The sequence below is a fragment of the Pseudomonas moorei genome (assembly GCF_042846945.1).
GTDB classification, from domain to species: domain Bacteria; phylum Pseudomonadota; class Gammaproteobacteria; order Pseudomonadales; family Pseudomonadaceae; genus Aquipseudomonas; species Aquipseudomonas moorei.
In genome coordinates this window covers 5906492-5930284 of record NZ_AP035776.1, presented here as the reverse complement: position 1 = coordinate 5930284, position 23793 = coordinate 5906492, and the positions used below count along the sequence as shown (strand labels likewise).

Annotated in this window: 18 protein-coding genes and 1 pseudogene; 10 read left to right on the top strand and 9 right to left on the bottom strand. The window is 60.4% G+C overall.

Annotated features, from left to right (window positions below; all coding sequences use genetic code 11):
- Nucleotides 1-54: 54 nt before the first annotated feature.
- Nucleotides 55-873: a pyruvate, water dikinase regulatory protein gene (locus ACGJAX_RS27565; RefSeq protein ID WP_090323970.1), complete on the bottom strand. Its 819-nt coding sequence runs from the start codon at nucleotides 871-873 to the stop codon at nucleotides 55-57.
- A 174-nt stretch (nucleotides 874-1047) separates the two neighbouring features.
- Between ACGJAX_RS27565 and ppsA the strand changes: the two genes are divergently transcribed.
- The 8 genes from ppsA to ACGJAX_RS27525 all read left to right on the top strand — a co-directional run bounded on the left by ppsA (nucleotide 1048) and on the right by ACGJAX_RS27525 (nucleotide 9157).
- Entirely contained in the window at nucleotides 1048-3423 is a 2376-nt protein-coding gene (gene ppsA / locus ACGJAX_RS27560) for a phosphoenolpyruvate synthase (RefSeq protein WP_390956857.1), read from the top strand.
- 193 nt (nucleotides 3424-3616) lie between these two features.
- Complete coding sequence (locus tag ACGJAX_RS27555) at nucleotides 3617-4606, top strand: alpha/beta fold hydrolase (RefSeq protein WP_390956856.1); 990 nt, start codon at nucleotides 3617-3619, stop codon at nucleotides 4604-4606.
- 137 nt (nucleotides 4607-4743) lie between these two features.
- Nucleotides 4744-5235, top strand: a complete 492-nt coding sequence (gene rraA / locus ACGJAX_RS27550) for a ribonuclease E activity regulator RraA (RefSeq protein ID WP_090323966.1) — start codon at nucleotides 4744-4746, stop codon at nucleotides 5233-5235.
- 21 nt (nucleotides 5236-5256) lie between these two features.
- A complete protein-coding gene (locus ACGJAX_RS27545) occupies nucleotides 5257-6252 on the top strand; it encodes a zinc transporter ZntB (protein WP_247256110.1) in 996 nt (331 codons plus the stop codon).
- 63 nt (nucleotides 6253-6315) lie between these two features.
- Complete coding sequence (locus ACGJAX_RS27540) at nucleotides 6316-6564, top strand: hypothetical protein (RefSeq protein ID WP_020801096.1); 249 nt, start codon at nucleotides 6316-6318, stop codon at nucleotides 6562-6564.
- 2 nt (nucleotides 6565-6566) lie between these two features.
- Nucleotides 6567-7391, top strand: a complete 825-nt coding sequence (locus ACGJAX_RS27535; RefSeq protein WP_008048604.1) for a mechanosensitive ion channel family protein — start codon at nucleotides 6567-6569, stop codon at nucleotides 7389-7391.
- A gap of 90 nt (nucleotides 7392-7481) precedes the next feature.
- Nucleotides 7482-8072, top strand: a complete 591-nt coding sequence (sigX, locus tag ACGJAX_RS27530) for an RNA polymerase sigma factor SigX (protein ID WP_075949123.1) — start codon at nucleotides 7482-7484, stop codon at nucleotides 8070-8072.
- Between the two features lie 107 nt (nucleotides 8073-8179).
- Nucleotides 8180-9157: an OmpA family protein gene (locus ACGJAX_RS27525; protein WP_390956855.1), complete on the top strand. Its 978-nt coding sequence runs from the start codon at nucleotides 8180-8182 to the stop codon at nucleotides 9155-9157.
- 83 nt (nucleotides 9158-9240) lie between these two features.
- On the opposite strand, the gene cobA is transcribed toward ACGJAX_RS27525, so the two are convergent.
- The 7 genes and pseudogenes from cobA to ACGJAX_RS27490 form a co-directional block, all read right to left on the bottom strand.
- A complete protein-coding gene (gene cobA / locus ACGJAX_RS27520; protein ID WP_390956854.1) occupies nucleotides 9241-10005 on the bottom strand; it encodes a uroporphyrinogen-III C-methyltransferase in 765 nt (254 codons plus the stop codon).
- A 10-nt stretch (nucleotides 10006-10015) separates the two neighbouring features.
- The gene (locus ACGJAX_RS27515; RefSeq protein ID WP_390956853.1) at nucleotides 10016-12733 is read right to left on the bottom strand and encodes a molybdopterin-dependent oxidoreductase; all 2718 of its coding nucleotides are present in this window, start codon (nucleotides 12731-12733) and stop codon (nucleotides 10016-10018) included.
- 20 nt (nucleotides 12734-12753) lie between these two features.
- Nucleotides 12754-13989, bottom strand: a pseudogene (locus ACGJAX_RS27510) (NAD(P)/FAD-dependent oxidoreductase); the annotation flags it as partial.
- A 290-nt stretch (nucleotides 13990-14279) separates the two neighbouring features.
- Nucleotides 14280-15947: a bifunctional protein-serine/threonine kinase/phosphatase gene (locus ACGJAX_RS27505; RefSeq protein ID WP_390956852.1), complete on the bottom strand. Its 1668-nt coding sequence runs from the start codon at nucleotides 15945-15947 to the stop codon at nucleotides 14280-14282.
- Nucleotides 15948-15954: 7 nt separating this feature from the next.
- On the bottom strand, nucleotides 15955-17166 hold the full coding sequence (locus ACGJAX_RS27500) for a NarK/NasA family nitrate transporter (protein ID WP_103402625.1): 1212 nt from the start codon (nucleotides 17164-17166) through the stop codon (nucleotides 15955-15957).
- Between the two features lie 360 nt (nucleotides 17167-17526).
- Nucleotides 17527-18102 carry an ANTAR domain-containing response regulator gene (locus ACGJAX_RS27495; RefSeq protein ID WP_090323954.1) on the bottom strand — a complete coding sequence of 192 codons (576 nt, stop codon included), beginning with the start codon at nucleotides 18100-18102 and terminating at the stop codon, nucleotides 17527-17529.
- 15 nt (nucleotides 18103-18117) lie between these two features.
- Nucleotides 18118-19329 (bottom strand): ABC transporter substrate-binding protein, encoded by a 1212-nt coding sequence (locus tag ACGJAX_RS27490; RefSeq protein WP_390956851.1) that lies wholly within the window; start codon nucleotides 19327-19329, stop codon nucleotides 18118-18120.
- Nucleotides 19330-19558: 229 nt separating this feature from the next.
- Here ACGJAX_RS27490 and ACGJAX_RS27485 point away from each other — a divergent pair, with 229 nt between their 5' ends.
- Nucleotides 19559-20578 (top strand): quinone-dependent dihydroorotate dehydrogenase, encoded by a 1020-nt coding sequence (locus ACGJAX_RS27485; RefSeq protein WP_090323951.1) that lies wholly within the window; start codon nucleotides 19559-19561, stop codon nucleotides 20576-20578.
- 154 nt (nucleotides 20579-20732) lie between these two features.
- Here ACGJAX_RS27485 and rmf read toward each other — a convergent pair whose 3' ends face one another.
- On the bottom strand, nucleotides 20733-20948 hold the full coding sequence (gene rmf / locus ACGJAX_RS27480; protein WP_003223300.1) for a ribosome modulation factor: 216 nt from the start codon (nucleotides 20946-20948) through the stop codon (nucleotides 20733-20735).
- 531 nt (nucleotides 20949-21479) lie between these two features.
- On the opposite strand from rmf, the gene rlmKL reads away from it, so the two are divergent.
- Nucleotides 21480-23750: a bifunctional 23S rRNA (guanine(2069)-N(7))-methyltransferase RlmK/23S rRNA (guanine(2445)-N(2))-methyltransferase RlmL gene (gene rlmKL, locus ACGJAX_RS27475; protein WP_248914689.1), complete on the top strand. Its 2271-nt coding sequence runs from the start codon at nucleotides 21480-21482 to the stop codon at nucleotides 23748-23750.
- The last annotated feature ends 43 nt before the right edge of the window (nucleotides 23751-23793 follow it).

Genomic DNA, 23793 nt, shown 5'->3' with positions numbered 1-23793 from the left:
TAACCCTGTGGGAGCGGGCTTGCCCGTGAAGGCGTCAGATCAGACGCCGCATGCTTATTTGAAGCGCCGCTCGACGCCTTTTTCCACGAGGATCTTCGCCGAGATCTCTTCAACGGAAAAATGCGTGGAGTTGATGTGCGGGATGTTCTCGCGGCGGAACAGGTTTTCCACTTCGCGCACTTCAAACTCGCATTGGGCGTAGCTCGAATAGCGGCTGTTGGGCTTGCGCTCGTTACGGATCGCGGTGAGGCGATCCGGGTCGATGGTCAGGCCGAACAGCTTGTGCTGGTGGGCACGCAGGGCACTTGGCAGTTGCAGGCGCTCCATGTCGTCCTCGGTCAGCGGGTAGTTGGCGGCGCGGATACCGAACTGCATGGCCATGTACAGGCAGGTGGGTGTCTTGCCGCAGCGCGATACGCCCACCAGGATCAGGTCGGCCTTGTCGTAATAATGCGTGCGGGCGCCGTCGTCGTTGTCGAGGGCGAAGTTCACTGCCTCGATCCGCTCCATGTAATTGGTGTTGGAGCCGATGGAGTGGGATTTGCCGACGGTGTAGGAAGAATGCTCGGTCAGTTCCTGTTCGAGAGGCGCCAGGAAGGTCGAGAAGATGTCGATCATGAAACCATTGGAAGTCGCGAGGATCTCACGAATGTCCTGATTGACGATGGTGTCGAAGATAATCGGACGGAAGCCGTCGGTTTCGGCGGCTTTGTTGATTTGTTGTACCATGGCCCGGGCTTTATCCGCGCTGTCGATGTACGGCCGCGTGAATTTGCTGAAGGTAATGTTTTCGAACTGCGCCAGGAGGCTTTGACCCAGGGTTTCGGCGGTAATGCCGGTGCCATCGGAGATAAAGAAAGCAGATCGTTTCATTTGCACCTTGGGCCTTAAGCTAGTGACGAATCTTGGATATGATAGGCGCGATTTGTCGGCCGCCAATGGCCCGCATTCTCACTTATTTTCCAGGTCCAGGCCATACAGCTGGCAAACGCTCTTCCGAGCAGCCGGCTTCTGAGCTTTTCCAACACAGTTAGTGGAGAGATCACCTTGGTAGAGTACGTAGTTTCCCTCGATAAGCTCGGCGTCCATGATGTGGAGCATGTGGGGGGCAAGAACGCATCCCTGGGCGAGATGATCAGCAACCTTGCGGGTGCCGGTGTATCGGTGCCCGGTGGCTTCGCCACGACCGCTCAGGCTTATCGTGATTTCCTGGAACTGAGCGGCCTGAACCAGCAGATTCACGACGCCCTTGATGCCCTGGACGTCGACGACGTGAATGCCCTGGCCAAGACCGGTGCCCAGATCCGTCAATGGATCATGGAAGCCGAGTTCCCTGAAAAACTGAATACCGAAATCCGCACGGCGTTCGCCACGTTGTCCGCGGGCAACCCTGACATGGCCGTGGCCGTGCGTTCTTCCGCGACCGCCGAAGACCTGCCGGACGCTTCCTTCGCCGGCCAGCAGGAAACCTTCCTGAACATCCGGGGCGTCGAAAACGTCATTCGCGCCGCCAAAGAGGTGTTCGCCTCGCTGTTCAACGACCGCGCCATTTCCTATCGCGTGCACCAGGGCTTCGACCACAAGCTCGTTGCCCTGTCGGCCGGCGTGCAGCGCATGGTCCGTTCCGAAACCGGCACTGCCGGCGTGATGTTCACCCTCGATACCGAATCGGGTTTCCGTGACGTGGTGTTCATCACCGGCGCCTACGGCCTGGGTGAAACCGTCGTGCAAGGCGCGGTGAACCCGGATGAGTTCTACGTGCACAAGGGCACGCTGGCCGCCGGTCGTCCGGCAATCCTGCGCCGCAACCTGGGCAGCAAGGCCATCAAGATGATCTACGGCGACGAGGCCAAGGCCGGTCGTTCGGTCAAGACCGTCGATGTCGACAAGGCCGATCGCGCGCGTTTCTGCCTGACCGACGCCGAAGTCAGCGAACTGGCCAAGCAGGCGATGATCATCGAGAAGCATTACAAGTGCCCGATGGACATCGAGTGGGCCAAGGATGGTGACGACGGCAAGCTGTACATCGTGCAGGCCCGTCCGGAAACCGTGAAGAGCCGCACCCAGGCAAACGTCATGGAACGTTACCTGTTGAAAGAAACCGGCACCGTGCTGGTGGAAGGTCGTGCCATCGGCCAGCGCATCGGCGCCGGCAAGGTCCGCATCATCAAGGACGTGTCCGAGATGGACAAGGTCCAGCCAGGCGACGTGCTGGTTTCCGACATGACCGACCCGGACTGGGAACCGGTCATGAAGCGTGCCAGCGCCATCGTCACCAACCGTGGCGGCCGTACCTGCCACGCGGCGATCATCGCCCGTGAACTGGGTATCCCGGCCGTGGTCGGTTGCGGTAACGCCACCCAGCTGCTGAAAGACGGCCAGGGCGTGACCGTTTCCTGCGCCGAAGGCGACACCGGTTTCATCTTCGAAGGCGAACTGGGCTTCGACATCAAGAAGAACTCCGTGGACGCCATGCCGGAGCTGCCGTTCAAGATCATGATGAACGTCGGCAACCCGGACCGTGCCTTCGACTTCGCACAGCTGCCGAACGCCGGTGTGGGCCTGGCCCGTCTGGAGTTCATCATCAACCGCATGATCGGCGTGCACCCCAAGGCACTGCTGAACTACGCCGGTCTGCCGCTGGACATCAAGGAAAGCGTCGACAAGCGTATCGCCGGTTACAACGATCCGGTCGGTTTCTATGTCGAGAAACTGGTTGAAGGCATCAGCACCCTGGCGGCGGCGTTCTGGCCGAAGAAGGTCATCGTGCGTCTGTCGGACTTCAAGTCCAACGAATACGCCAACCTGATCGGCGGCAAGCTCTACGAGCCGGAAGAAGAAAACCCGATGCTGGGCTTCCGTGGCGCTTCGCGTTACATCAGCGAATCGTTCCGTGACTGCTTCGAACTCGAATGCCGTGCTCTCAAGCGCGTTCGCAACGAGATGGGCCTGACCAACGTCGAAATCATGGTGCCGTTCGTCCGTACCCTGGGCGAAGCGAGCCAGGTTGTGGACCTGCTGGCGGAAAACGGCCTGGCCCGTGGCGACAACGGTCTGCGCGTGATCATGATGTGCGAACTGCCGTCCAACGCCATCCTGGCTGAAGAGTTCCTCGAGTTCTTCGACGGGTTCTCCATCGGCTCCAACGACCTGACCCAGCTGACCCTGGGCCTTGACCGCGACTCCGGGATCATTGCGCACCTGTTCGACGAGCGTAACCCGGCGGTCAAGAAGCTGTTGGCCAACGCCATTGCCGCGTGCAACAAGGCCGGCAAGTACATTGGCATTTGCGGTCAGGGCCCTTCGGACCACCCGGACCTGGCCAAATGGCTGATGGAACAAGGCATCGAAAGCGTGTCGTTGAACCCTGATTCCGTACTGGAAACCTGGTTCTTCCTGGCTGAGGGTCAGGCGCAAGCTTGATCCGGTGTAAACGGGCCGCTCTCTGTAGGAGCGAGCCTGCTCGCTATGGTCGTAAACGATAACGCGTGTTTACTCGATAAACGCGTTGTTCTGGAGTCCATCGCGAGCGGGCTCGCTCCCACAGGGGGCGGTGCCTTTAAGATTCAAGTAGGGCGGGCTCCTCCGGATGCCGCCCTTTTTTGTGCAAGAGCTTATGCAAAGCAGCAGCAACCTATTTCCTGTCGCCCTGATCAGCGCCGAGCGGCGCGGTGATCTGAGCGAAGATGTTTATCGTTTAAAGCCCGGCAACAGCCCCGACGGCACCGTCGAAATCGCGGTGACTCGCCTCGGTATGGCTGATGAGCCGGCGGTGCGTGGCGTGCCGGTTATCCTGCTGCACGGCAGTTTTTCCAATCGACGCTTCTGGTTTTCTCCGAAAGGGCTGGGTCTCGGTGCCTATCTGACGCGCCTGGGCTTCGACGTGTGGATTCCGGAGATGCGCGGTCACGGCTTGTCCCAGCGCAACCGCAACTACCGCAAGAACCGCGTCGCCGACTACGCTCGTTACGATCTCCCGGCCATTGGCGCGTTCGTGCGTGAGCAAAGCGGCCAGGTGCCACACTGGATCGGTCACTCGCTGGGTGGCATCACCCTGGCGGCAGCGCTGGGCGGTGAATACATCGGTGAGCCCGTGGTCGCGTCTGCGGCGTTCTTTGGCACTCAGGTCAGCCGGACCTACTGGCCACTGAAGATTCCACCGGTGGAGTGGAGTGGGCGCTTCATTCTCAAGCGTTTTGCCCAGCTGTCGGGTTCGCGGCTCAAGCGCGGCCCGGAGGACGAGCCGATTGGCCTGGCCCTGGAAAGCATGCGCTGGTACGGCCTGTTCGGGCGCTTTGGTGATGCCGACAAGAACTGGTGGGCGGGTTTGGCCGAGGTTAAATTGCCGGTACTGGCGGTGAGTGCCGCCGGTGATCATCAGGACCCGGCCTGGGCTTGTCGCAAGCTGTTCGATCAGATGGGTTCAGAGCACAAGCAATTTATCAATCTGGGGCGCGAGCAGGGCTTTGCCGACAATTTTGGCCACGTGGAAATGCTGGTCAGCAAAGCCGCACAGGCTGAAGTCTGGCCGCTGGTGGCCCGTTGGCTGGCGGACCAGCAAACCCCTCTGCCGGGTGCAGAAGCGGATTTGGCTGCGGTGATTTGAATTGGCCGCTCTATCAAGGGCATTTCGCTCTGATCGGCTAGCGGCTAAGATATGACGCATTGAGCTGTTCTGGTCATTTTCGATGACTGAGTCATCAGTGATGTTCGTGCTGTCTTCCTCTTAACAGGAGTTTCTCGATGAACCATTACCTCACGCCTGACCTGTGCGACGCCTATCCGGAGCTGGTGCAGGTGCTGGAACCGATGTTCAGCAATTTCGGTGGTCGGGATTCCTTCGGCGGCGAAATCGTGACCATCAAATGCTTCGAAGACAACTCGCTGGTCAAGGAGCAAGTCGAGCTCAAAGGTAATGGCAAGGTGCTGGTGGTCGATGGCGGAGGCTCCCTACGTCGTGCATTGCTGGGTGACATGCTGGCCGAGAAAGCCGCGAACAACGGCTGGGAAGGGCTGGTGATCTACGGTTGCATCCGTGACGTCGACGTGATCGCGCAAACCGATCTGGGGGTTCAGGCTTTGGCCAGCCACCCGATGAAAACCGACAAGCGCGGTATCGGCGATCTGAACGTGGCCGTGACCTTTGCTGGCGTGACCTTCCATCCGGGCCATTACATCTATGCGGACAATAACGGCGTGATCATCTCGCCTAGCCCGCTGAAAATGCCTGAGTAAGCTTTGACCGAAGGAATGCGGATGTTTGAGGAAGAAAACGCGCAATGGGGGCTGGTACATGCCCTGGTACTGGATGGTAAAGGCGGCGCGCGTTCGATAGCCCGGACTGAACTCGATGAATTGCAGCTGCAGGCCCATGAAAGCCTGTGGCTGCATTGGGATCGCAGTCATCCGCAGACCCAGACCTGGCTGCGCAAATCCAGTGGTCTGAGTGAGTTCAGCTGTGATCTGCTGCTGGAAGAAAACACCCGACCGCGTCTTTTACAGCTTTCGGACAGCGAACTGCTGCTATTTTTGCGCGGGGTCAATCTGAATCCGGGTGCCGAGCCTGAAGATATGGTCTCGGTGCGGATCTTCGGGTCTGCCCAGCGCGTCATTTCCTTGCGTTTGCGCCCATTGCGCGCCACGGATGAGTTGCTGGTGCAACTGGCGGATGGCAAAGGACCGAAAACGGCCTCCGAACTCATCCTGTATATGGCGCAGTACTTGACCAACAAGGTGCAGGATCTGGTCAGCGACCTCTCGGAAGTGGTCGATGAGGAAGAAGAAAAACTCGATGCCGACGAACGGTACACGCCCGAGCATGGAGCGATTTTACAGATCCGTCGGCGAGCGGCTGCGTTGAAGCGGTTTCTCGCTCCGCAGCGGGATATTTTTGGTCAGCTGACACGGATCAAATTGCCCTGGTTCGTCGACGACGATGGTGATTACTGGAACGAATTGAACAACAGCCTGACCCGGTATCTGGAAGAGCTGGAATTGACCCGGGAGCGGGTGGGGCTGGTCCTGGAGGCTGAAGACCGGCGTTTGAGCGTGCGCATGAACCGCACGATGTACCGCTTCGGGATCATCACCGGGATTTTTTTGCCGATGAGTTTTCTGACCGGTCTGCTGGGAATCAACGTCGGTGGAATCCCGTTCTCGGGGAACCCTTACGGGTTCGTGATTGCCTGCCTGATAATGGTCGTGGTGGCCTTGGGGCAGTGGTGGTTGTTCCGCCGTTTGCGCTGGGTTTGAACGTGAGCCATGTGACCTGGGCAAATTTGATCGCGTCTTTCACAGACATCACGAGAGGTGCGTATGCACGATCCGTTTGAACAGTCTTTGCGTGACATGCTCAAGGCGTCTCCGTCCACCCGGGACGACGATGCTTGCCTTGGTCGTGTACTGAAAACCGCCAATCGCCAGGTCGGCGCCGGTGATTTGTTCAGCCTGCTGGGCCGTTGGTTGCCCGCCCTGATGATTGCCCTCAATAACGGATCGGCCCATGTGGCGCCGGTATCCCGCCTTCGTAAACCTACTGCTCGCACTGCTGATAAGGCTGATTGAATATGGAACTTGATCTCTGGACTCAGAGCCTCGTCACTGCAATGACTGCGTTATGGACCAAGGTTGCGAACTTCATTCCGAACCTGTTTGGCGCACTGGTCGTGCTGCTGTTGGGTTTTGTCGTGGCCAAATTGCTGGACACGCTGCTCTCCAAGTTGCTGGCCAAACTGGGCCTCGATCGCCTGATGGGCGGCACCGGTCTGACCAAGTTGCTGTCTCGGGCAGGCCTTCAGGTACCGATCTCGACGCTGATCGGCAAGATCGTCTATTGGTTCGTTTTGCTGATTTTTCTGGTTTCTGCCGCAGAATCCCTTGGACTTGAGCGAGTTTCAGCTACGCTGGACATGCTCGCGTTGTATTTGCCGAAAGTGTTTGGCGCAGCGCTGGTGTTGCTGGTGGGAGTCTTGCTGGCGCAACTGGCCAACGGGCTGGTGCGCGGCGCGGCGGAAGGCGTGGGCCTGGACTACGCTTCCGGCCTGGGGCGAATTGCCCAGGGACTGGTCATCATCATCAGTATTTCGGTCGCGATCAGCCAGTTGGAGGTCAAGACTGACCTGCTCAACCATGTGATTGTGATTGTTTTGATTACCGTTGGTCTGGCGGTTGCGCTGGCCATGGGATTGGGAAGCCGGGAAATTGCCGGTCAGATTCTTGCGGGAATCTATGTGCGTGAGTTGTACCAGGTTGGGCAACAAGTACGTGTTGGCGAGGTCGAAGGCCAGATCGAAGAGATCGGCACGGTTAAAACCACATTGCTGACCGATGAGGGTGAGCTAGTCTCTCTTTCCAATCGGATCCTGCTTGAGCAGCATGTGAGTAGCCGCTAACCCGGCAAACCCTGCTAATGTATGCCGCCGCAAAATGCCCGCTGATGCTGGCTGCGGCGGACATTGACCTGACTGTCGGCCCGACTTGTTTTGAATAAAGCCCAATCGCTATCCATGCGCTACGACCCCCGCGAGCTCTCTGATGAGGAGTTGGTCGCGCGCTCGCACACCGAGCTGTTTCACGTGACGCGCGCCTACGAAGAGTTGATGCGGCGTTACCAACGAACATTATTTAACGTCTGCGCACGATATCTCGGGAACGATCGCGACGCAGACGATGTCTGTCAGGAAGTGATGTTGAAGGTGCTGTACGGCTTGAAGAACTTCGAGGGCAAATCGAAGTTCAAGACATGGCTATATAGCATCACTTACAACGAATGCATCACACAGTATCGGAAGGAACGGCGAAAGCGTCGCTTGATGGACGCCTTGAGTCTTGACCCCCTTGAGGAGGCGTCCGAAGAAAAGGCGCCGAAACCCGAGGAAAAGGGTGGACTCGATCGCTGGCTGGTGTATGTGAACCCGATTGACCGCGAAATTCTGGTGCTACGATTTGTCGCAGAGCTGGAGTTTCAGGAGATCGCAGACATCATGCACATGGGTTTGAGTGCAACAAAAATGCGGTACAAACGCGCTCTAGATAAATTGCGTGAGAAATTTGCAGGCATTGCTGAAACTTAGTTCAGCGCAAATATCTCTTACGTGTAGGCAAGTTCTGTTAGACTTGCCGCCGAGTTGTCCCCCGGTTTGCGGGACTGCTTCACAATCACCAGATGGGGATTTAACGGATGAAACTGAAAAACACCTTGGGCTTGGCCATTGGTACTCTTATTGCCGCTACTTCGTTCGGCGCTCTGGCACAAGGCCAAGGCGCAGTTGAAGGCGAGCTCAACTACGGGAAAAAGTACAACGACAGCGTCAAGAACGTTGAAGATGGCTACACTCCTGGCGCTTCCATCGGTTACTTCTTGACCGACGACGTGTCGTTGAACGCGACCTACAACAACGATGACTACACCCGTTCGAACAACGGCACTGGCCATCAGAAAATCGAAGGCGACCAGTTCGGTCTGAACGCTCAGTACCACTTCAACAACGCTGGCGACGCTCTGCGTCCTTACGTTCAAGGTGGTGTTAAGCACGGCAGCATGACCAACGTAGCCGCTGATGGCCACACCGGTCGTGACCAGTCGACTTTCCTGACCGCTGGCGGTGGTGTTAAGTACTACTTCCTCGAGAACGTTTACGCCCGTGCTGGCGTAGAAGCTGACTACAAGCTGGACAACGGCAAGTGGGACTACATCCCGTCCGTAGGTCTGGGCGTGAACTTCGGTGGCGGCAACAAGCCTGCTCCAGCTCCAGTTCCAGCACCGGCTCCAGAGCCAGCGCCAGTTGCAGAAGCTCCAGTTGCTGAGGTTGTTCGTGTTGAGCTGGACGTCAAGTTCGACTTCAACAAGTCGGTCGTTAAGCCAAACAGCTACGCTGACATCAAAAACCTGGCTGACTTCATGAAGCAGTACCCATCGACCACCACTACTGTTGAAGGTCACACCGACAACGTCGGTCCTGACGCTTACAACCAGAAACTGTCCGAGCGTCGTGCAAACGCCGTTAAACAAGTTCTGACCAACCAGTACGGTGTTTCGCCATCCCGCGTTCAGTCGGTTGGCTACGGCAAATCCCGCCCAGTTGCTGACAACAGCACTGAAGCTGGTCGCGCTGTTAACCGTCGCGTAGAAGCGAAGGTTGAAGCTCAAGCTCAGTAATTAGCTTGCAGCTCTGAAAAGCCCGGCTTAGGCCGGGCTTTTCTTTGTCTGCGATTTGATGAAGCAACGGGCAATCAGGCAGATCAGGCGGTTTGATCGGCCACCATCGCGGGCAAGCCGCGCTCCCACTGAGAAGACGTTGCACAGGCCGCTACTGTGCCGATGACCAGAATGGCCGGGCTCTTGAGCTCGAAGGCGCAGGCATCTTCCTCCATCGCCGTCAGGTCACTCCGACATTCCCGTTGATGGGGCAAGGACGCGTTTTCAATCATCGCCACTGGCGTATCCGTCGCCATTCCACCGGCAAGCAGCTGTTCGCGGATTTCTCCGAGCTTGGCCACCCCCATGTAGATCACCAGGGTCGTTCCGCTCTGGGCCAGCGCCTGCCAGTTCAGATGACTGCCGTCCTGGGTATGGGCCGTGACCAGCGTCACGCCACGCGCAACACCGCGCAGGGTCAACGGAATAGCGCATTGGGTCGCGCCCGCGAGTCCGGCCGTGATGCCGTTGACCAGTTCAACCTCGACCCCGCGCTCACGCAGCCACGCTGCCTCTTCGCCGCCGCGCCCGAATATGCAGGGATCGCCACCCTTGAGTCGCACCACGCATTTGCCTTGGCGCGCGTAACGCAGCATCAGCCGATGAATGAACGCTTGCGGGGTAGAGCGACATCCGCCGCGTTTGCCCACGGGGATGATCCGCGCACCAGCGCAATGTTCCAGTACGGCGCCATTCACCAGGTCATCGATCAGCACGACATCAGCCTCTCTCAACGCCCGAACGGCCTTGAGGGTCAGCAATTCCGGATCGCCAGGTCCCGCGCCTACCAGCCAGACTTTTGCGTTCATAGTATTTTCCTCACGAGGTGACCGCGACCGGGCGCGCAGCGGCGACCAGCAAACGCTTGATTTCCGGGACGCACGAGCCGCATTGCGTGCCGCAGCCCAATTGCTCTTTCAGCCCCTGCAAGTCCAGCCCTCGGGTAATCCCGGCGCAGACCGCGCTTTGACTGACGTTCTTGCAGTTGCACAGGGTTTTATTGCCGGCAACCGACGTAGCCCCGTGGCCCGGTGGCGTGCTCAGTGGCGCCAATAGCCAGCGTCGCAGCTGTTCGTCGGCACGACCTTCCAGCCACAGGTTTTGCAGCCAGTGCTGGGCGAGGGTCTCGCCGGCCAGGCGAATCGCGGTAATTCGGCCGCTGTCGATCCGCACGCGCTTACCGATGGAGCGCTGCGGGTCGTCGTAGGCCAATACCGTACCTTCATGCAGCCCCAGGCATTGATCGATCTCCCGCAGCAAGCTTGGGTCCGCTGCTGAGGCGCTGGCGGCGCGTATAAGCAATGCTGGGCGTTCGCGGCCTGCCAGGCTAAGGCTTGCGTAGGAAAACGCCTCGCAGAGGGTGCGTAGCGTCTCAAAATGCTGTTGAACATCGCCTTCGATCAATGCGAACAGACGCCAAGGCAACTGCACCGGCTCCAGGCGCACGCCGCTGTGCTTGAGTTCGGGTTGTTTGGACAGTGGATCAAAGTCGGGAAGGGTGAGGCTGTTCACGCCGCCCTTGAGAAAGCGATCGCCCCAATGCATCGGCAGGAACGCTTGGCCGGGACGCACGTTGTCGTCGCTGCTGACCGGCACAATCACTTCACCGCGCCGGCTTTTCAGGCTGACCAGGTCGCCCGGTTGCAGGTCATGTTGGCGCAGCTCCTGCGGATGCAGGCTCAATACCGCTTCGCCCACATGGCCGAACAGTTGTGCGGCAGTGCCGGTACGGCTCATGCCATGCCATTGATCACGCAGGCGGCCGGTGATCAGCGTCAGCGGGAACTGTGCATCGCGCTGCTCCTTGGCGGCGCGGAATGGATCGGCAACGAACTGCGCGCGACCGTTGGCGGTGGGGAAGACGCCGTCGCCGTACAGGCGGGCGGTGCCTGCGCTGGCATTCGTAGGGAAGGGCCATTGTTGCGGGCCGATCCGGTCGATCAGGCCATGGCTGATGCCGGACAGGTCCAGATCTCGACCGCGGGTCAGTTGTTTATATTCGTCGAAGAGCTGCGTCGGGGATTCAAAGGCAAATAGGCTGGGTTGTCCGGGGCGCAGATGCTTTTCCAGGCGTTGTGCGAAATCTACGGTGATCGCCCAATCGGGCCGCGCTTCACCAGGTGCGACGATGGCTTGGCGGACGTGGGAAATGCGTCGTTCGGAGTTGGTCACCAGGCCGTCTTTTTCGCCCCAACTGGCGGCGGGTAATAGCAGGTCGGCGAACGCCGCTGTTTCGGTGGTGCGAAACGCTTCCTGCAACACCACGAACGGACAGTTTTGCAATGCAGCGCGCACGGCGTTTTGGTCCGGCATCGATTGCGCCGGGTTGGTGCAGGCGATCCACAATGCCTTGATCTTGCCGCTGCGCACCTGCTCGAACAGTTCGATGGCGGTAAGCCCGGTACTGGCCGGGAGCTGTTCGACGCCCCAGTAAGCAGCCACTTCAGCGCGGTGGTCGGCACTGGCGGCTTCACGATGCCCGGGCAACAGGTTCGACAGGCTGCCGGTTTCACGGCCGCCCATGGCATTGGGCTGACCGGTCAGGGAGAAAGGCCCTGCGCCAGGGCGGCCAATTTGCCCGGTGGCCAGGTGCAGATTGATCAATGCGCTGTTTTTGGCGCTGCCAGCGGTCGACTGATTCAACCCCATGCACCACAGCGACAGAAAACTTGGGGTAGTGCCGACCCATTCAGCACACTGCTGCAGTTGTTCAATGCTGATGCCGCACAGCTGCGCAACCATGGACGGCGTGTAGTCGTGTACCAGGTGCTTGAGTTCCGTCAGACCTTGGGTGTGCGCCTCGATGAAGTCGCGGTCGACCCGGTTTTCCCACAGCAGCAAGTGCAAAATCCCATGGAACAAAGCGACATCGGTGCCCGGCAGAATCGCCAGATGCAGGTCAGCCAAATCACAGGTGTCGGTGCGGCGCGGGTCGATGACGATGACTTTCATCTGCGGACGGCGGGATTTGGCTTCCTCCAGGCGACGAAACAGCACCGGATGGGCGTAGGCCATATTGCTGCCAACGATCATCACGCAATCGCTCGATTCCAGGTCTTCGTAGCTGCACGGTGGTGCGTCGGCGCCGAGGCTGCGTTTGTAGCCCACCACCGCAGACGACATGCACAGCCGGGAGTTGCTGTCGATGTTGTTGGTGCCCACCAGCGCTCGCGCCAGTTTGTTGAAGGCGTAGTAGTCCTCGGTCAGCAGCTGTCCGGATATGTAGAACGCGACACTGTCCGGGCCATGTTCGGCGATGGTGCGGGCAAACACGCTGGTGGCGTGATCGAGGGCGGTGTCCCAGTCGGTGCGACTGCGGGCCAGGCCTCTGCCCAGGCGCAATTCGGGATGCAGCGCCCGCGCACTCAAGTCACCGGTCAAATGCAGGGTCGAGCCCTTGCTGCACAGCTTGCCGAAGTTGGCAGGATGGGCTGGATCGCCGCTGACGCCGAGGATGCGCTCGCCGTCATGCTCGATCAGCACGCCGCAGCCGACTCCGCAGTAACAACAGGTGGACGCAGTGATCTGGCGGTTCATCAGGCGACTTCCCGCGTTGGTCCGACGTCAGCCAAGGCCTGTTCCAGGGTAAAGGAATGGCCGAACATCAACTGATCGCGGATTTCGCCGATGACCTGGTGCTCAAGGATTTGCCGAAAGTACCAGCCACCGTCGGCCGTATCGCCGTAGAGGCAGGCCCCGACCAGTACGTCATCCTTGATCACCAGTTTTTTGTAAACGCCGCCGATGGGGTCGGTGAGGGTGATGGTTTCAGTGCCTTCACCGCCCATGTAGTCGCCGGCGGAAAACAGGTCGATGCCGGTGACTTTCAATTTGGTCGAGGTCACCGAGCCTTTGTAGCTGGCGAAGCCCAGTTGTGCGAGATGATTGGCGCAAACCTTGGCCTGGTCGAACAACGGCGCCACCAGGCCATAGGCGATGCCGCGATGGCTGGCGCATTCGCCGATGGCGTAGACCCGTGGGTCGTAGGTTTGCAGGGTATCGTTGACCAGAATCCCGCGGTTGCAAGGGAGGCCGGATTGTTCCGCGAGTTCGATGTTGGGGCGGATGCCGGCGGCCATTACCACCAGATCGGCGGGAATAATGTCGCCGTTCCTGAACTCCACCGAGCCAACCCGGCCATTACCGGCATCGTGCAGCGCCTGGGTTTGCTCGCAGAGGCGAAAGTGCAGGCCGCGGGCCTCCAGGGCATTTTGCAGCAGCTGCCCGCTGGTCTTGTCCAGTTGCCGATCCAGCAGCCATTGGCCGAGGTGCACGACGGTGACGTGCATGCCCCGCAGCATCAGCCCGTTGGCCGCCTCCAGCCCCAGCAGTCCACCACCGATGACCACCGCGTGTTTATGGGTTTTGGCGGTGTCGATCATGACCTGGGTGTCGGCGATGTCACGGTAGCCGATCACGCCCTGCAGCGTGTTGCCGGGAATCGGCAGGATGAACGGGCTGGAGCCTGTGGCGATCAACAGGCGATCGTATTCGGCCACGGTGCCGTCTTCGGCAATGACCCGGCGCCTGACCCGGTCGATTTCCACGACTTTGCGGTTGAGCAGCAACTTGATGTCGTTTTCCAGGTACCAGTCCAGGTCGTTGAGCACGATCTCTTCGAAGGTCTGCTCGCCAGCCAGCACCGGCGACAGGAGGATACGGTTGTAATTGGTATGGGGTTCGGCGCCGAAGACCGTGATGTCGTACAGCTCGTTGCTCAGTTTCAGCAGTTCTTCGAGGGTACGAACGCCGGCCATGCCGTTGCCGATCATCACCAGTTTGAGTTTTTTCATCAGGTCCTCCGGGGAACACAGACCCGCCTCTTCAGGCTTTCCAGGTCTTGCTCGACAATTTCGCGCAAACAAAAAAAGGCGTCCCGCCAGTTGCCTGACGGGGACGCCTTTGTCCGGTCCCGTTCTCTCGGGAAGCACAGTCTTCGTCGTTGAAGCCTGCACGTTATGTGTGATGAGAAGGCTAATGCAGTGGTTGTGCCAAGTCGTTCTGACCCATGGTTCGGCGTGTGTGCAGGCGTTCGCCATGGGCCAATGACGTTTTGATGCACCGATTCAACGCGCGGCGCCCATTAATGGAGCGCCAACACCAGTAGCACCAGATTCACCACCAGCGAAATCAGCGCCAGGGTCCGCCACACCTTCAACGGTTCGCGCTCCAGCAATGGCCGGGGGCGTACGCTCAAGCTGCGTCGCTCGCCCTGTTCCATCAGCAACAACCACTCTTCTGCGGTTTCAAAGCGTTGAACCGGATCCGCCGCGACCGCGCGTTCCAGGGTTTGTATCAGCCATTCCGGGAGGTCGGGACGATAGCGGCTGGGACTCACCGGAACGCCGAACCGTGGGCGCTGGAAAGCTTCAATTTCGCCATAGGGAAAATGTCCGGTGAGCAGGACATACAGGGTCACGCCGACCGAGTACAAATCCTGTTGCGCACTCGGCGGGTCTCCGCGAAACGCTTCCGGCGCAATGTAGCTGGGGGTACCGGGCAGGGCAGAGGGTTCGTCGAGGGACAAGCCAGGGCAATAGGCGAGGCCGAAATCGAGCAGCCGCAACTCGCCGTCGTCCCCGAGCAGCAGGTTCTCCGGTTTGATATCGCGGTGCAGAATCTGCCGCCGATGCAGCATGCCCACCGCTCGCAACAGGCGTTCGGCCAGGTCTTGCCATTGCGCCAGCGGCAAGGGGCCGGCTTGTTCATGCAGTTGTGCCAGGGTCGATCCCGAATATTCGCGCATCACGTAGTACACATGCTGACGCTGACTGGCGGCATGCACTTCAGGGAAGTGCCGCCCAGCGACACGCTTCAGAAACCATTCTTCCGACAACAACGCTTGCCCGGCCGGGTGATCGTCGCGCAAGTGAGCGGGCAGGGTTTTCAGCAACCAGGTTTGCCGCTGACTGTCACGCACGCGATAGAGCAGGGATTGCTGGCTCTGGCCGACGATCCCTTCGACCTGCCAGCCCTCGAAGTCCTGACCCGGTTTCAGTGCGGGCGGCAGTGGCCATTGCTGCAGTTGAATCAACGCGTCGCCGATGCTGGTTTCACCGAGGGCGTCGACCCGCACCAGCAAGGCGCTGGCATTGTCCTGGCTGCCGGCCAGGTGCGCGGCATTGACCAGGGTTTGTGCGGCGCTGTGCAGATCCGGTTGGTCACGCAGAATCGCGGCAATGGCCGTGTCACCCAGGACCGCCCAGACCCCGTCGCTAAGCAGTACAAAGCTTTCATCAAGACGCAATTCGCCGTCGAGAAAGTCCAGCACCAGGTGCTGATCGAGCCCCATCGCCCGTTTGAGCACATGCTGCATCCCCGGCTGGTCCCAGACGTGATCCTCGCTGATGCGCTGCAACTGATCGGCATGCCAGCGATACACCCGGCAATCGCCCACATGGGCCAGGGTGAAACGCCGGCCGCGCATGACCAATGCGCTGACCGTGGTCAGCAGCGGTTGTCCACCGCCATTGGCCTGCAGCCAGCGGTTTTGCGCCAGCAGCAGACGATCCAGTGCCTGGGCGACGCCCCAGGTTTCCGGGGTGGCGTAGTAATCCAGTGCCAGCGCCTGCAAGGTGGAGCGAGCGGCCAGTCCACCGTCGGCGCACTGGCTGACGCCGTCGGCGATGGCGAACAGGTAACCCTTGCTCGCCGCCAGCGCCGGGGCTGGTGTGACCAGCCGCAACGCATCCTGGTTTTCTTCGCGCGGGCCGATGGCGCTCGCTTCGGCGAAGCTCAGTTGCAGGCTCATCGCCGGCTCAGACCCGCGCAGCGGTCACAGCGGCCGAACCCCAGGTGGTTCTCCAGCGACGTTTCACCCCGTGCAGGCCGAACCAGGCGAGGACGCCAAGGCTGGCGAACAGCCACAGGGCCATTTGGTAGCTGCCGGTGCTTTGCTTGATCGCACCCATGCCGGCCGCCAGGGCAAAGCCGCCGATGCCGCCAGCCATGCCGATCAGACCGGTCATCACGCCGATTTCACGACGAAAGCGCTGTGGCACCAACTGGAACACGGCGCCGTTGCCCGCACCGAGACCGAGCATGGTGCAGACGAAAAGTGCCAGCGCGGCGTAGGAGCTCGGCAGGTTGAAGCCGACCGCGGCAATGCAGATCGCGGCCACGGTGTACATCGCCAACAGGGTGCGAATGCCGCCGAAACGGTCGGCCAGGGCACCGCCCAACGGGCGCATCAGGCTGCCACCGAACACGCAGGCGGCGGTGTAGTAGCCGGCAGTCACCGGGCTCAGGCCGTATTGATCGTTGAAATAGCCGGGCAGGGCGCTGGCCAGGCCGATGAAGCCACCGAAGGTCACGCTGTAGAAAAACATGAACCACCAACTGTCGCGGTCGCCCAAGGCCTTGAAGTAGTCGGCCATCGACTTGGCTTTCGGCCGTTCAGGCGCGTTTTTGGCCAGCCAGGCGAAAACAATCAACGACAGGATCAGTGGAATGAGGGCAAAACCGAACACGTTGCTCCAGCCATACGCCGCCGCCAGAACCGGCGCGATCAACGCCGCGAACACGGTGCCCGAGTTGCCGGCACCGGCGATGCCCATGGCTTTGCCTTGATGCTGCGGCGGATACCATTGCGATGCCAAAGGCAGGGCCACCGCGAAAGATGCGCCGGCCATGCCGAGGAACAAGCCCAGGACCAGAGCTTGCTCGTAGCTGTGGATGCCGAGCTTCCAGGCCCCGAACAGTGCGCAGATAACGATCACCTGGCCAATCAGGCCAGCGGTTTTCGGTGACAGGCGATCAGCCAGCATGCCCATGATGAAACGCAATACCGCGCCGGCGAGAATAGGCGTGGCCACCACCAGCCCGCGTTGTTGTGTGGTCAGGTGCAGGTCGGCGGCGATTTGCACGGCCAGGGGGCCAAGCAGGTACCAGACCATGAAGCTCAGATCGAAATAGAGGAAGGCGGCAAAAAGGGTTGGGGTATGGCCGGATTTCCAGAAGCTTGAATTCATCGCGCACCTCAGCTGATAGGAGTCTCGAACGGGAGTCATGCAGGTGGGGCGCCTTGAGGGCTGCACCACCAGCCCCGGGCAATGGGGCCAAAACAAAAAAACGCCGCCACCTGATTCGCCATGGGGCAAATGAGGTGAGCGACGTCTTTGTCGTAGGTGGGGCAACCGCCGTTGGTTACCGGTGTGGATTACGTAGCGAGATTTGTGCCAACCGTCGGTATTGGTTGGCTGAGGAAATTATTGTGGCGAGGGAGCTTGCTCCCGCTTGGGTGCGCAGCACTCACAAAGCAGGCAAGGCTGCCGGATTTTGGGGCCGCTTCGCAGCCCAGCGGGAGCAAGCTCCCTCGCCACAGGGGGGTGTCAGCCCAGCAATTCACTCATCGCGATGATTTGCTCCGCCACCTGAATCAGCTTCTGCTGGCGGCTCATGGCCTGGCGGCGCATCAAGGTGTAGGCCTCTTCTTCATTGCAGTCCTTCATTTTCATCAGCAGCCCTTTGGCCAGCTCGATGCGCTTGCGCTCGGCCAGCTGCTGGTCGCGGGCGTGCAGTTGCGCACGCAGGGCCTGGTCGCTTTCGAAGCGCGCCATGGCCACGTCGAGAATCGGCTGCAAGCGTTGGGCGTGAATACCTTCGACGATGTAGGCACTGACCCCGGACTTGATCGCCTGGCGCATCACGTCCGGATCGTGTTCATCGGTGAACATCACGATCGGTCGTGGTTGGTCGCGACTGACCAGTACCACTTGCTCCATCACATCGCGGCCCGGTGACTCGGTATCGATCAGAATCACATCCGGACGCACCGTTTCGACGCGCTCGGGCAGGTCGATGGTCAGTCCCGACTCGTCGATCACCTCGAACCCGGCCTCGGTCAGGGCCGCCTTCAGGCGTCCGACTTTTTTGGCGGTGTCGTTGATCAGCAGAATACGCAGCATGTTTGCAATCTCCTGTCAGCGGTTGGCCAGTCGGTACGAGCTGTCGCTCATGGCGTGCAGTTTGAAACTGCGGGCATAACCGGCAGGGTCCGAGCCGTCCCAGACCTTGCCGTCGATCAACTGGCTGCTGCGCATTTCCTTGTCCGGTGCGGCGACGCCGACAGCGCTGGCGGCCTCACGATACAAGCCCAGTTGTTGAACCTGGCGGGCCACCGCGAGGTAATCCGGATCGTCGCGCAGCAGGCCCCAGCGCCGGAACTGGGTCATGAACCACATGCCATCGGACAGGTACGGCAGATTGACTTCACCCTCGCCGTGGAAGCGCAAGGCGTGCGGATCCTGCCAGCGATTGCCGAGACCGTCGTCGTAGTCGCCCAGCAAACGCGGTTCAATGCATTCGATCGGCGCATCAAGGTATTGCGCGGCACTGAGCAATTGCGCGGTGCTGCGACGATTTTCGCTGCTTTGCTCGATGAAACGGCTGGCCTGCAGAATCGCCATTACCAACGCGCGGGCGGTGTTCGGGTATTGCTCGACGAAGGCGCGGGTGCAGCCGAGCACTTTTTCCGGGTGATCGGGCCAGAGGGTCTGGCTGGTTGCCATCGTAAAACCGAGGTTCTGTTGCACCGCGCTGGCCGCCCAGGGCTCGCCGACGCAGAAACCGTCGATGCGTCCCGCTTGCAGGTGCGCGACCATTTGCGGCGGCGGCACCACTACGCTGTCGACGTCCTGCAACGGGTGAATGCCCTGGCTGGCGAGCCAGTAATACAGCCACATGGCATGGGTGCCGGTGGGGAAGGTCTGGGCAAAGGTGAGTTTTGGGCGACTTTGGTGCACATGCCGGTCCAGTGCTTCAGGACTGGTCACGCCCAGCGCCTGCAAACCGTGGGAGAGGTTGATGCTCTGGCCGTTCTGGTTCAGTCCCATCAGTACGGCCATGTCTGTGGGCGCCACACCGCCGATGCCCAGGTGTACCGCGTAGATCAGGCCGTAGAGGCTATGGGCGGCGTCGAGTTCACCGCTGACCAGTTTGTCCCGCAGGTTGGCCCAGGATGGCTGGCGCTTGAGGTTCAAGGTCAGGCCGTAGGGCTGGGCGAAGCCCTGGGTGGCGGCGACCACGACTGAGGCGCAGTCGCTCAGGGCCATGAAGCCGAGGTTGATTTCGGACTTTTCCGGGGCATCGCTGCCATTGACCCAGGCCAGCGGGCCGGCTGATGGTTCGTTCATCGCGTCTTCACCTTGCAAAAAAAAGCGTCGTCCCGCGTCCTCGCACGCGCAAGGCCGGATGACGACGCCATTGTCCTGGCACTCATCCCGCCGTTGGCACGAGTGCTGATGACTGGAGCGGTGCAAGGCATATGCCATCGTCGATTGATTGAGTCGCGCGCCTCGCCTGTGGGCCTCTTGCCCGGCTATAATCGCCGCCACTTTTCATAGCCCAGAGTCAAAGCCGCCCATGTACACCCTGGCCCGTCAGCTGTTGTTCAAACTTTCCCCGGAAACCTCCCACGATCTGTCCCTGGACCTGATCGGCGCAGGCGGGCGTCTGGGGCTCAACGGCTTGTTGTGCAAGGCGCCGGCGAAGGTGCCGGTGACGGTCATGGGCCTGGACTTCCCGAACCCGGTGGGCCTGGCGGCCGGTCTGGACAAGAACGGCGCGGCCATTGACGGCTTTGCCCAGCTGGGTTTCGGCTTTGTCGAAATCGGCACCGTCACCCCGCGTCCTCAGCCAGGTAACCCTAAGCCACGGCTGTTTCGCCTGCCGGAGGCCGAGGCGATCATCAATCGCATGGGTTTCAACAACCTCGGCGTTGATCACCTGCTGGCCCGCGTCGCTGCGGCCAAGTACAAAGGTGTGCTGGGCATCAATATCGGCAAGAACTTCGATACCCCGGTCGAGCGTGCGGTCGACGATTACCTCATTTGCCTGGACAAGGTTTACGCCCATGCCAGCTATGTGACGGTCAACGTCAGCTCGCCGAACACGCCGGGGCTGCGCAGCCTGCAGTTCGGTGACTCGCTCAAGCAACTGCTGGCCGACCTGGCCACGCGCCGGGCGGAACTGGCGCTGCGCCACGGCAAGCATGTGCCCCTGGCGATCAAGATCGCGCCGGACATGAGCGACGAGGAAACCGCGCAGGTCGCGCAGGCGTTGATCGAAACCGGAATGGACGCGGTCATCGCCACCAACACCACCTTGAGCCGCGTAGGCGTCGAAGGCATGGAGCACGGTGACGAGGCGGGTGGTTTGTCCGGCGCACCGGTTCGTGACAAGAGCACCCACACCGTGAAAGTGCTGGCGGCAGAGCTGGCGGGTCGCTTGCCGATCATCGCCGCGGGCGGTATCACCGAAGGCAGGCACGCAGCGGAGAAAATCACCGCCGGGGCGAGCCTGGTGCAGATCTACTCGGGCTTCATCTATAAAGGCCCGGCGCTGATTCGTGAGTCGGTAGACGCCATCGCAGCCCTGCGCTGATCCTTTGTAGGAGCAAGCTCGCTCCTAGAGAACGAACAGGCATAAAAAAGGGCTCCTCGAAGGAGCCCCTGGGCCGGAGCCCGCCGTCCGGATGGGACGTGCGTGGTTAATTCGTTACGTAATCAGATTGTCGTGTCGGAGTGTGTGCCCTGTGTTAGCCGACGGCGTGAAGTTCGTTGAGTCTGTGGATTCCCGCAGTGCCGGTCATACCGTCCCAGTTGTCGCCGCGTCCTTCTCGCCAGCCGTTAATCCAGGCTTGGCGTACCGACGGTAGAGTAAATGGGCAAAGCTCACGGGATTTGCCACCAACGCCATATTGATATCCGCGCAAAAACGCTCTTTCCAACGGATCACGCTTAAGTCTTCTCATAGGGTGTAGCCCTCACTTGTTGACTGTTTTCATCGCGTCGACCTCAATCGAGGTCAGGCAGAAAAACTCTGCCGTTGGGGGGCTCGCTGCCGGCGTGGCGAGCCAAGGTGTTGGCGTCATTGCGGCGTCAACCTGAGTTGAGTTCTAACCAATGCGTCACATCGAGGGAATGATCGTTTTGTCATAAGGACGTAACCATAAAGATGCTATGGCCATAAGTAACACGATGTTTGTCGCGTATTTATTGATCAAAGCCCTGTATGATCGGCCCCCCGCCGGATGCCGGGGTTAATCCTTTGGTGAGAATGCCTCGCGTTGCAGCGCGGGATTATTCGACGAAGGGTCGAGTTATGACATTTTGTTGCATCAACTTTTTTATCTGTCCTTGCATCTAAGCTCTTTTAACCCGAGCAGCAGGGGTGGAACGGCACACCTTCGTGCCACGCGGGCGCTCTTCGAGAAAAGCGCCTGATTGAAAACCGGGCCGGCAATGCGTTGCCGGCTCACTCAGCTAAAGGCTCTGGAACTCCCATGTCCGATCGTTTCGAACTCTTCCTCACTTGCCCCAAAGGCCTTGAAGGCCTGCTCATCGAGGAAGCCGTCGGGCTTGGCCTTGAGGAAGCACGGGAGCACACCTCTGCCGTGCGCGGCATGGCCACCATGGAAACCGCTTATCGCCTGTGCCTGTGGTCGCGTCTGGCGAACCGCGTGCTGCTGGTGCTCAAGCGCTTCCCGATGAAGGACGCCGAAGACCTCTATCACGGCGTGCTCGATATCGAGTGGCAAGACCACATGCTCAACGACGGCACCCTGGCCGTCGAGTTCAGCGGTCACGGCTCGGGCATCGACAACACCCACTTCGGCGCCTTGAAGGTCAAGGATGCCATCGTCGACAAACTGCGCACCCCGCAAGGTGACCGCCCGTCCATCGACAAGCTCAACCCGGACCTGCGCATCCACCTGCGCCTGGACCGTGGCGAAGCGATCCTCTCCCTCGACCTGTCGGGCCACAGCCTGCACCAGCGCGGTTACCGCCTGCAGCAGGGCGCGGCGCCGCTGAAGGAAAACCTCGCGGCCGCCATCCTGATCCGTTCCGGCTGGCCACGCATTGCAGCCGAAGGCGGGGCGCTGGCGGACCCGATGTGCGGTGTTGGTACATTCCTCGTCGAAGCGGCAATGATCGCCGCCGATATGGCGCCGAACCTGCGCCGCGAGCAGTGGGGTTTCACTGCGTGGCTCGGTCACGTGCCGGCGCTGTGGAAAAAACTGCATGAAGAAGCCGTCGAGCGTGCAGCGGCCGGGCTGGCCAAACCACCGCTGTGGATTCGCGGTTACGAAGCCGACCCGCGCCTGATTCAGCCGGGCCGCAACAACGTCGAGCGTGCCGGCCTGAGCGAGTGGATCAAGATCTACCAGGGCGAAGTCGCGACCTTCGAACCGCGCCCGGACCAGAACCAGAAAGGCCTGGTGATCTGCAACCCGCCGTACGGCGAGCGTCTGGGCGACGAGGCGAGCCTGCTCTACCTCTACCAGAACCTCGGCGAACGCCTGCGCCAGGCCTGCCTGAACTGGGAAGCGGCGGTGTTCACCGGCGCGCCGGACCTGGGCAAGCGCATGGGCATCCGCAGCCACAAGCAGTATTCGTTCTGGAACGGCGCCTTGCCGTGCAAATTGCTGCTGATCAAGGTGCTGCCGGACCAGTTCGTCACCGGCGAGCGTCGTACCCCGGAACAGCGTCAGGCCGAGCGTGAGCAAGCGATCTACGATCAGGCGCCGACCGAGCCGCAAGAGCGCAAGTACAACAAAAACGGCAATCCGATCAAACCGGCGCCGGCACCGGCTCCGGTGATCGAGCAGCCGCGCCTGAGCGAAGGCGGGCAGATGTTCGCCAACCGCCTGCAAAAAAATCTCAAGGCGCTGGGCAAGTGGGTCAAGCGTGAGGGCATCGATTGCTACCGCGTCTACGATGCCGACATGCCGGAATACTCCATGGCCATCGACCTGTATCACGATTGGGTCCACGTTCAGGAATACGCTGCGCCGAAATCCATCGACCCGGAAAAGGCTTCGGCGCGCATGTTCGATGCCCTGGCGGCGATTCCGCAGGCCTTGAACATCGACAAGAGCCGTGTAGTGGTCAAGCGCCGCGAGCGTCAGAGCGGCACCAAACAGTACGAGCGTCAGGCTGCGCAGGGCAAGTTCGTCGAGGTCAATGAAGGCGGCGTGAAGCTGCTGGTGAACCTCACCGATTACCTCGACACCGGGCTGTTCCTCGATCACCGGCCGATGCGCATGCGCATTCAGAAAGAGGCGGCCGGCAAGCGCTTCCTCAACCTGTTCTGCTACACCGCGACGGCCAGCGTTCATGCGGCCAAGGGCGGCGCGCGCAGCACCACCAGCGTCGACCTGTCGAAAACCTACCTGGACTGGGCGCGTCGCAACCTGTCGCTGAACGGTTTTTCCGACAAGAACCGCCTGGAGCAGGGCGATGTGATGGCCTGGCTGGAAAATGCCCGTGAAGAGTACGACCTGATCTTCATCGACCCGCCGACCTTCTCCAACTCCAAGCGCATGGAAGGGATCTTCGACGTGCAACGTGACCAGGTGCAGTTGATTGACCTGGCCATGGCACGTCTGGCGCCAGGCGGGGTGCTGTACTTCTCCAACAACTTCCGCAAGTTCGAGCTGGAACCCAACCTCAGCGAGCGTTATGCGGTCGAGGAAATCACCGCCCAGACCATCGATCCGGATTTTGCCCGTAACGGCAAGATTCACCGTGCCTGGAAAATCATGGCCCGCTGATACGCGGATCCACTCGTAGGAGCGAGCTTGCTCCGGGCGGCGC

Bases quoted from the DNA above. Each gene is read 5' to 3' on its own strand.
- ACGJAX_RS27495 (WP_090323954.1), bottom strand. From the start codon at position 18,102: ATGCTGCGTATTCTGCTGATCAACGACACCGCCAAAAAAGTCGGACGC.
- ACGJAX_RS27500 (WP_103402625.1), bottom strand. From the start codon at position 17,166: ATGAATTCAAGCTTCTGGAAATCCGGCCATACCCCAACCCTTTTTGCC.
- ACGJAX_RS27535 (WP_008048604.1), top strand. From the start codon at position 6,567: ATGGAACTTGATCTCTGGACTCAGAGCCTCGTCACTGCAATGACTGCG.
- ACGJAX_RS27505 (WP_390956852.1), bottom strand. From the start codon at position 15,947: ATGAGCCTGCAACTGAGCTTCGCCGAAGCGAGCGCCATCGGCCCGCGC.
- ACGJAX_RS27485 (WP_090323951.1), top strand. From the start codon at position 19,559: ATGTACACCCTGGCCCGTCAGCTGTTGTTCAAACTTTCCCCGGAAACC.
- cobA (WP_390956854.1), bottom strand. From the start codon at position 10,005: ATGAACGCAAAAGTCTGGCTGGTAGGCGCGGGACCTGGCGATCCGGAA.
- ACGJAX_RS27545 (WP_247256110.1), top strand. From the start codon at position 5,257: ATGTTTGAGGAAGAAAACGCGCAATGGGGGCTGGTACATGCCCTGGTA.
- ACGJAX_RS27540 (WP_020801096.1), top strand. From the start codon at position 6,316: ATGCACGATCCGTTTGAACAGTCTTTGCGTGACATGCTCAAGGCGTCT.
- rlmKL (WP_248914689.1), top strand. From the start codon at position 21,480: ATGTCCGATCGTTTCGAACTCTTCCTCACTTGCCCCAAAGGCCTTGAA.
- ACGJAX_RS27515 (WP_390956853.1), bottom strand. From the start codon at position 12,733: ATGAACCGCCAGATCACTGCGTCCACCTGTTGTTACTGCGGAGTCGGC.
- ACGJAX_RS27565 (WP_090323970.1), bottom strand. From the start codon at position 873: ATGAAACGATCTGCTTTCTTTATCTCCGATGGCACCGGCATTACCGCC.
- ACGJAX_RS27555 (WP_390956856.1), top strand. From the start codon at position 3,617: ATGCAAAGCAGCAGCAACCTATTTCCTGTCGCCCTGATCAGCGCCGAG.
- rmf (WP_003223300.1), bottom strand. From the start codon at position 20,948: ATGAGAAGACTTAAGCGTGATCCGTTGGAAAGAGCGTTTTTGCGCGGA.
- ACGJAX_RS27525 (WP_390956855.1), top strand. From the start codon at position 8,180: ATGAAACTGAAAAACACCTTGGGCTTGGCCATTGGTACTCTTATTGCC.
- ACGJAX_RS27490 (WP_390956851.1), bottom strand. From the start codon at position 19,329: ATGAACGAACCATCAGCCGGCCCGCTGGCCTGGGTCAATGGCAGCGAT.
- rraA (WP_090323966.1), top strand. From the start codon at position 4,744: ATGAACCATTACCTCACGCCTGACCTGTGCGACGCCTATCCGGAGCTG.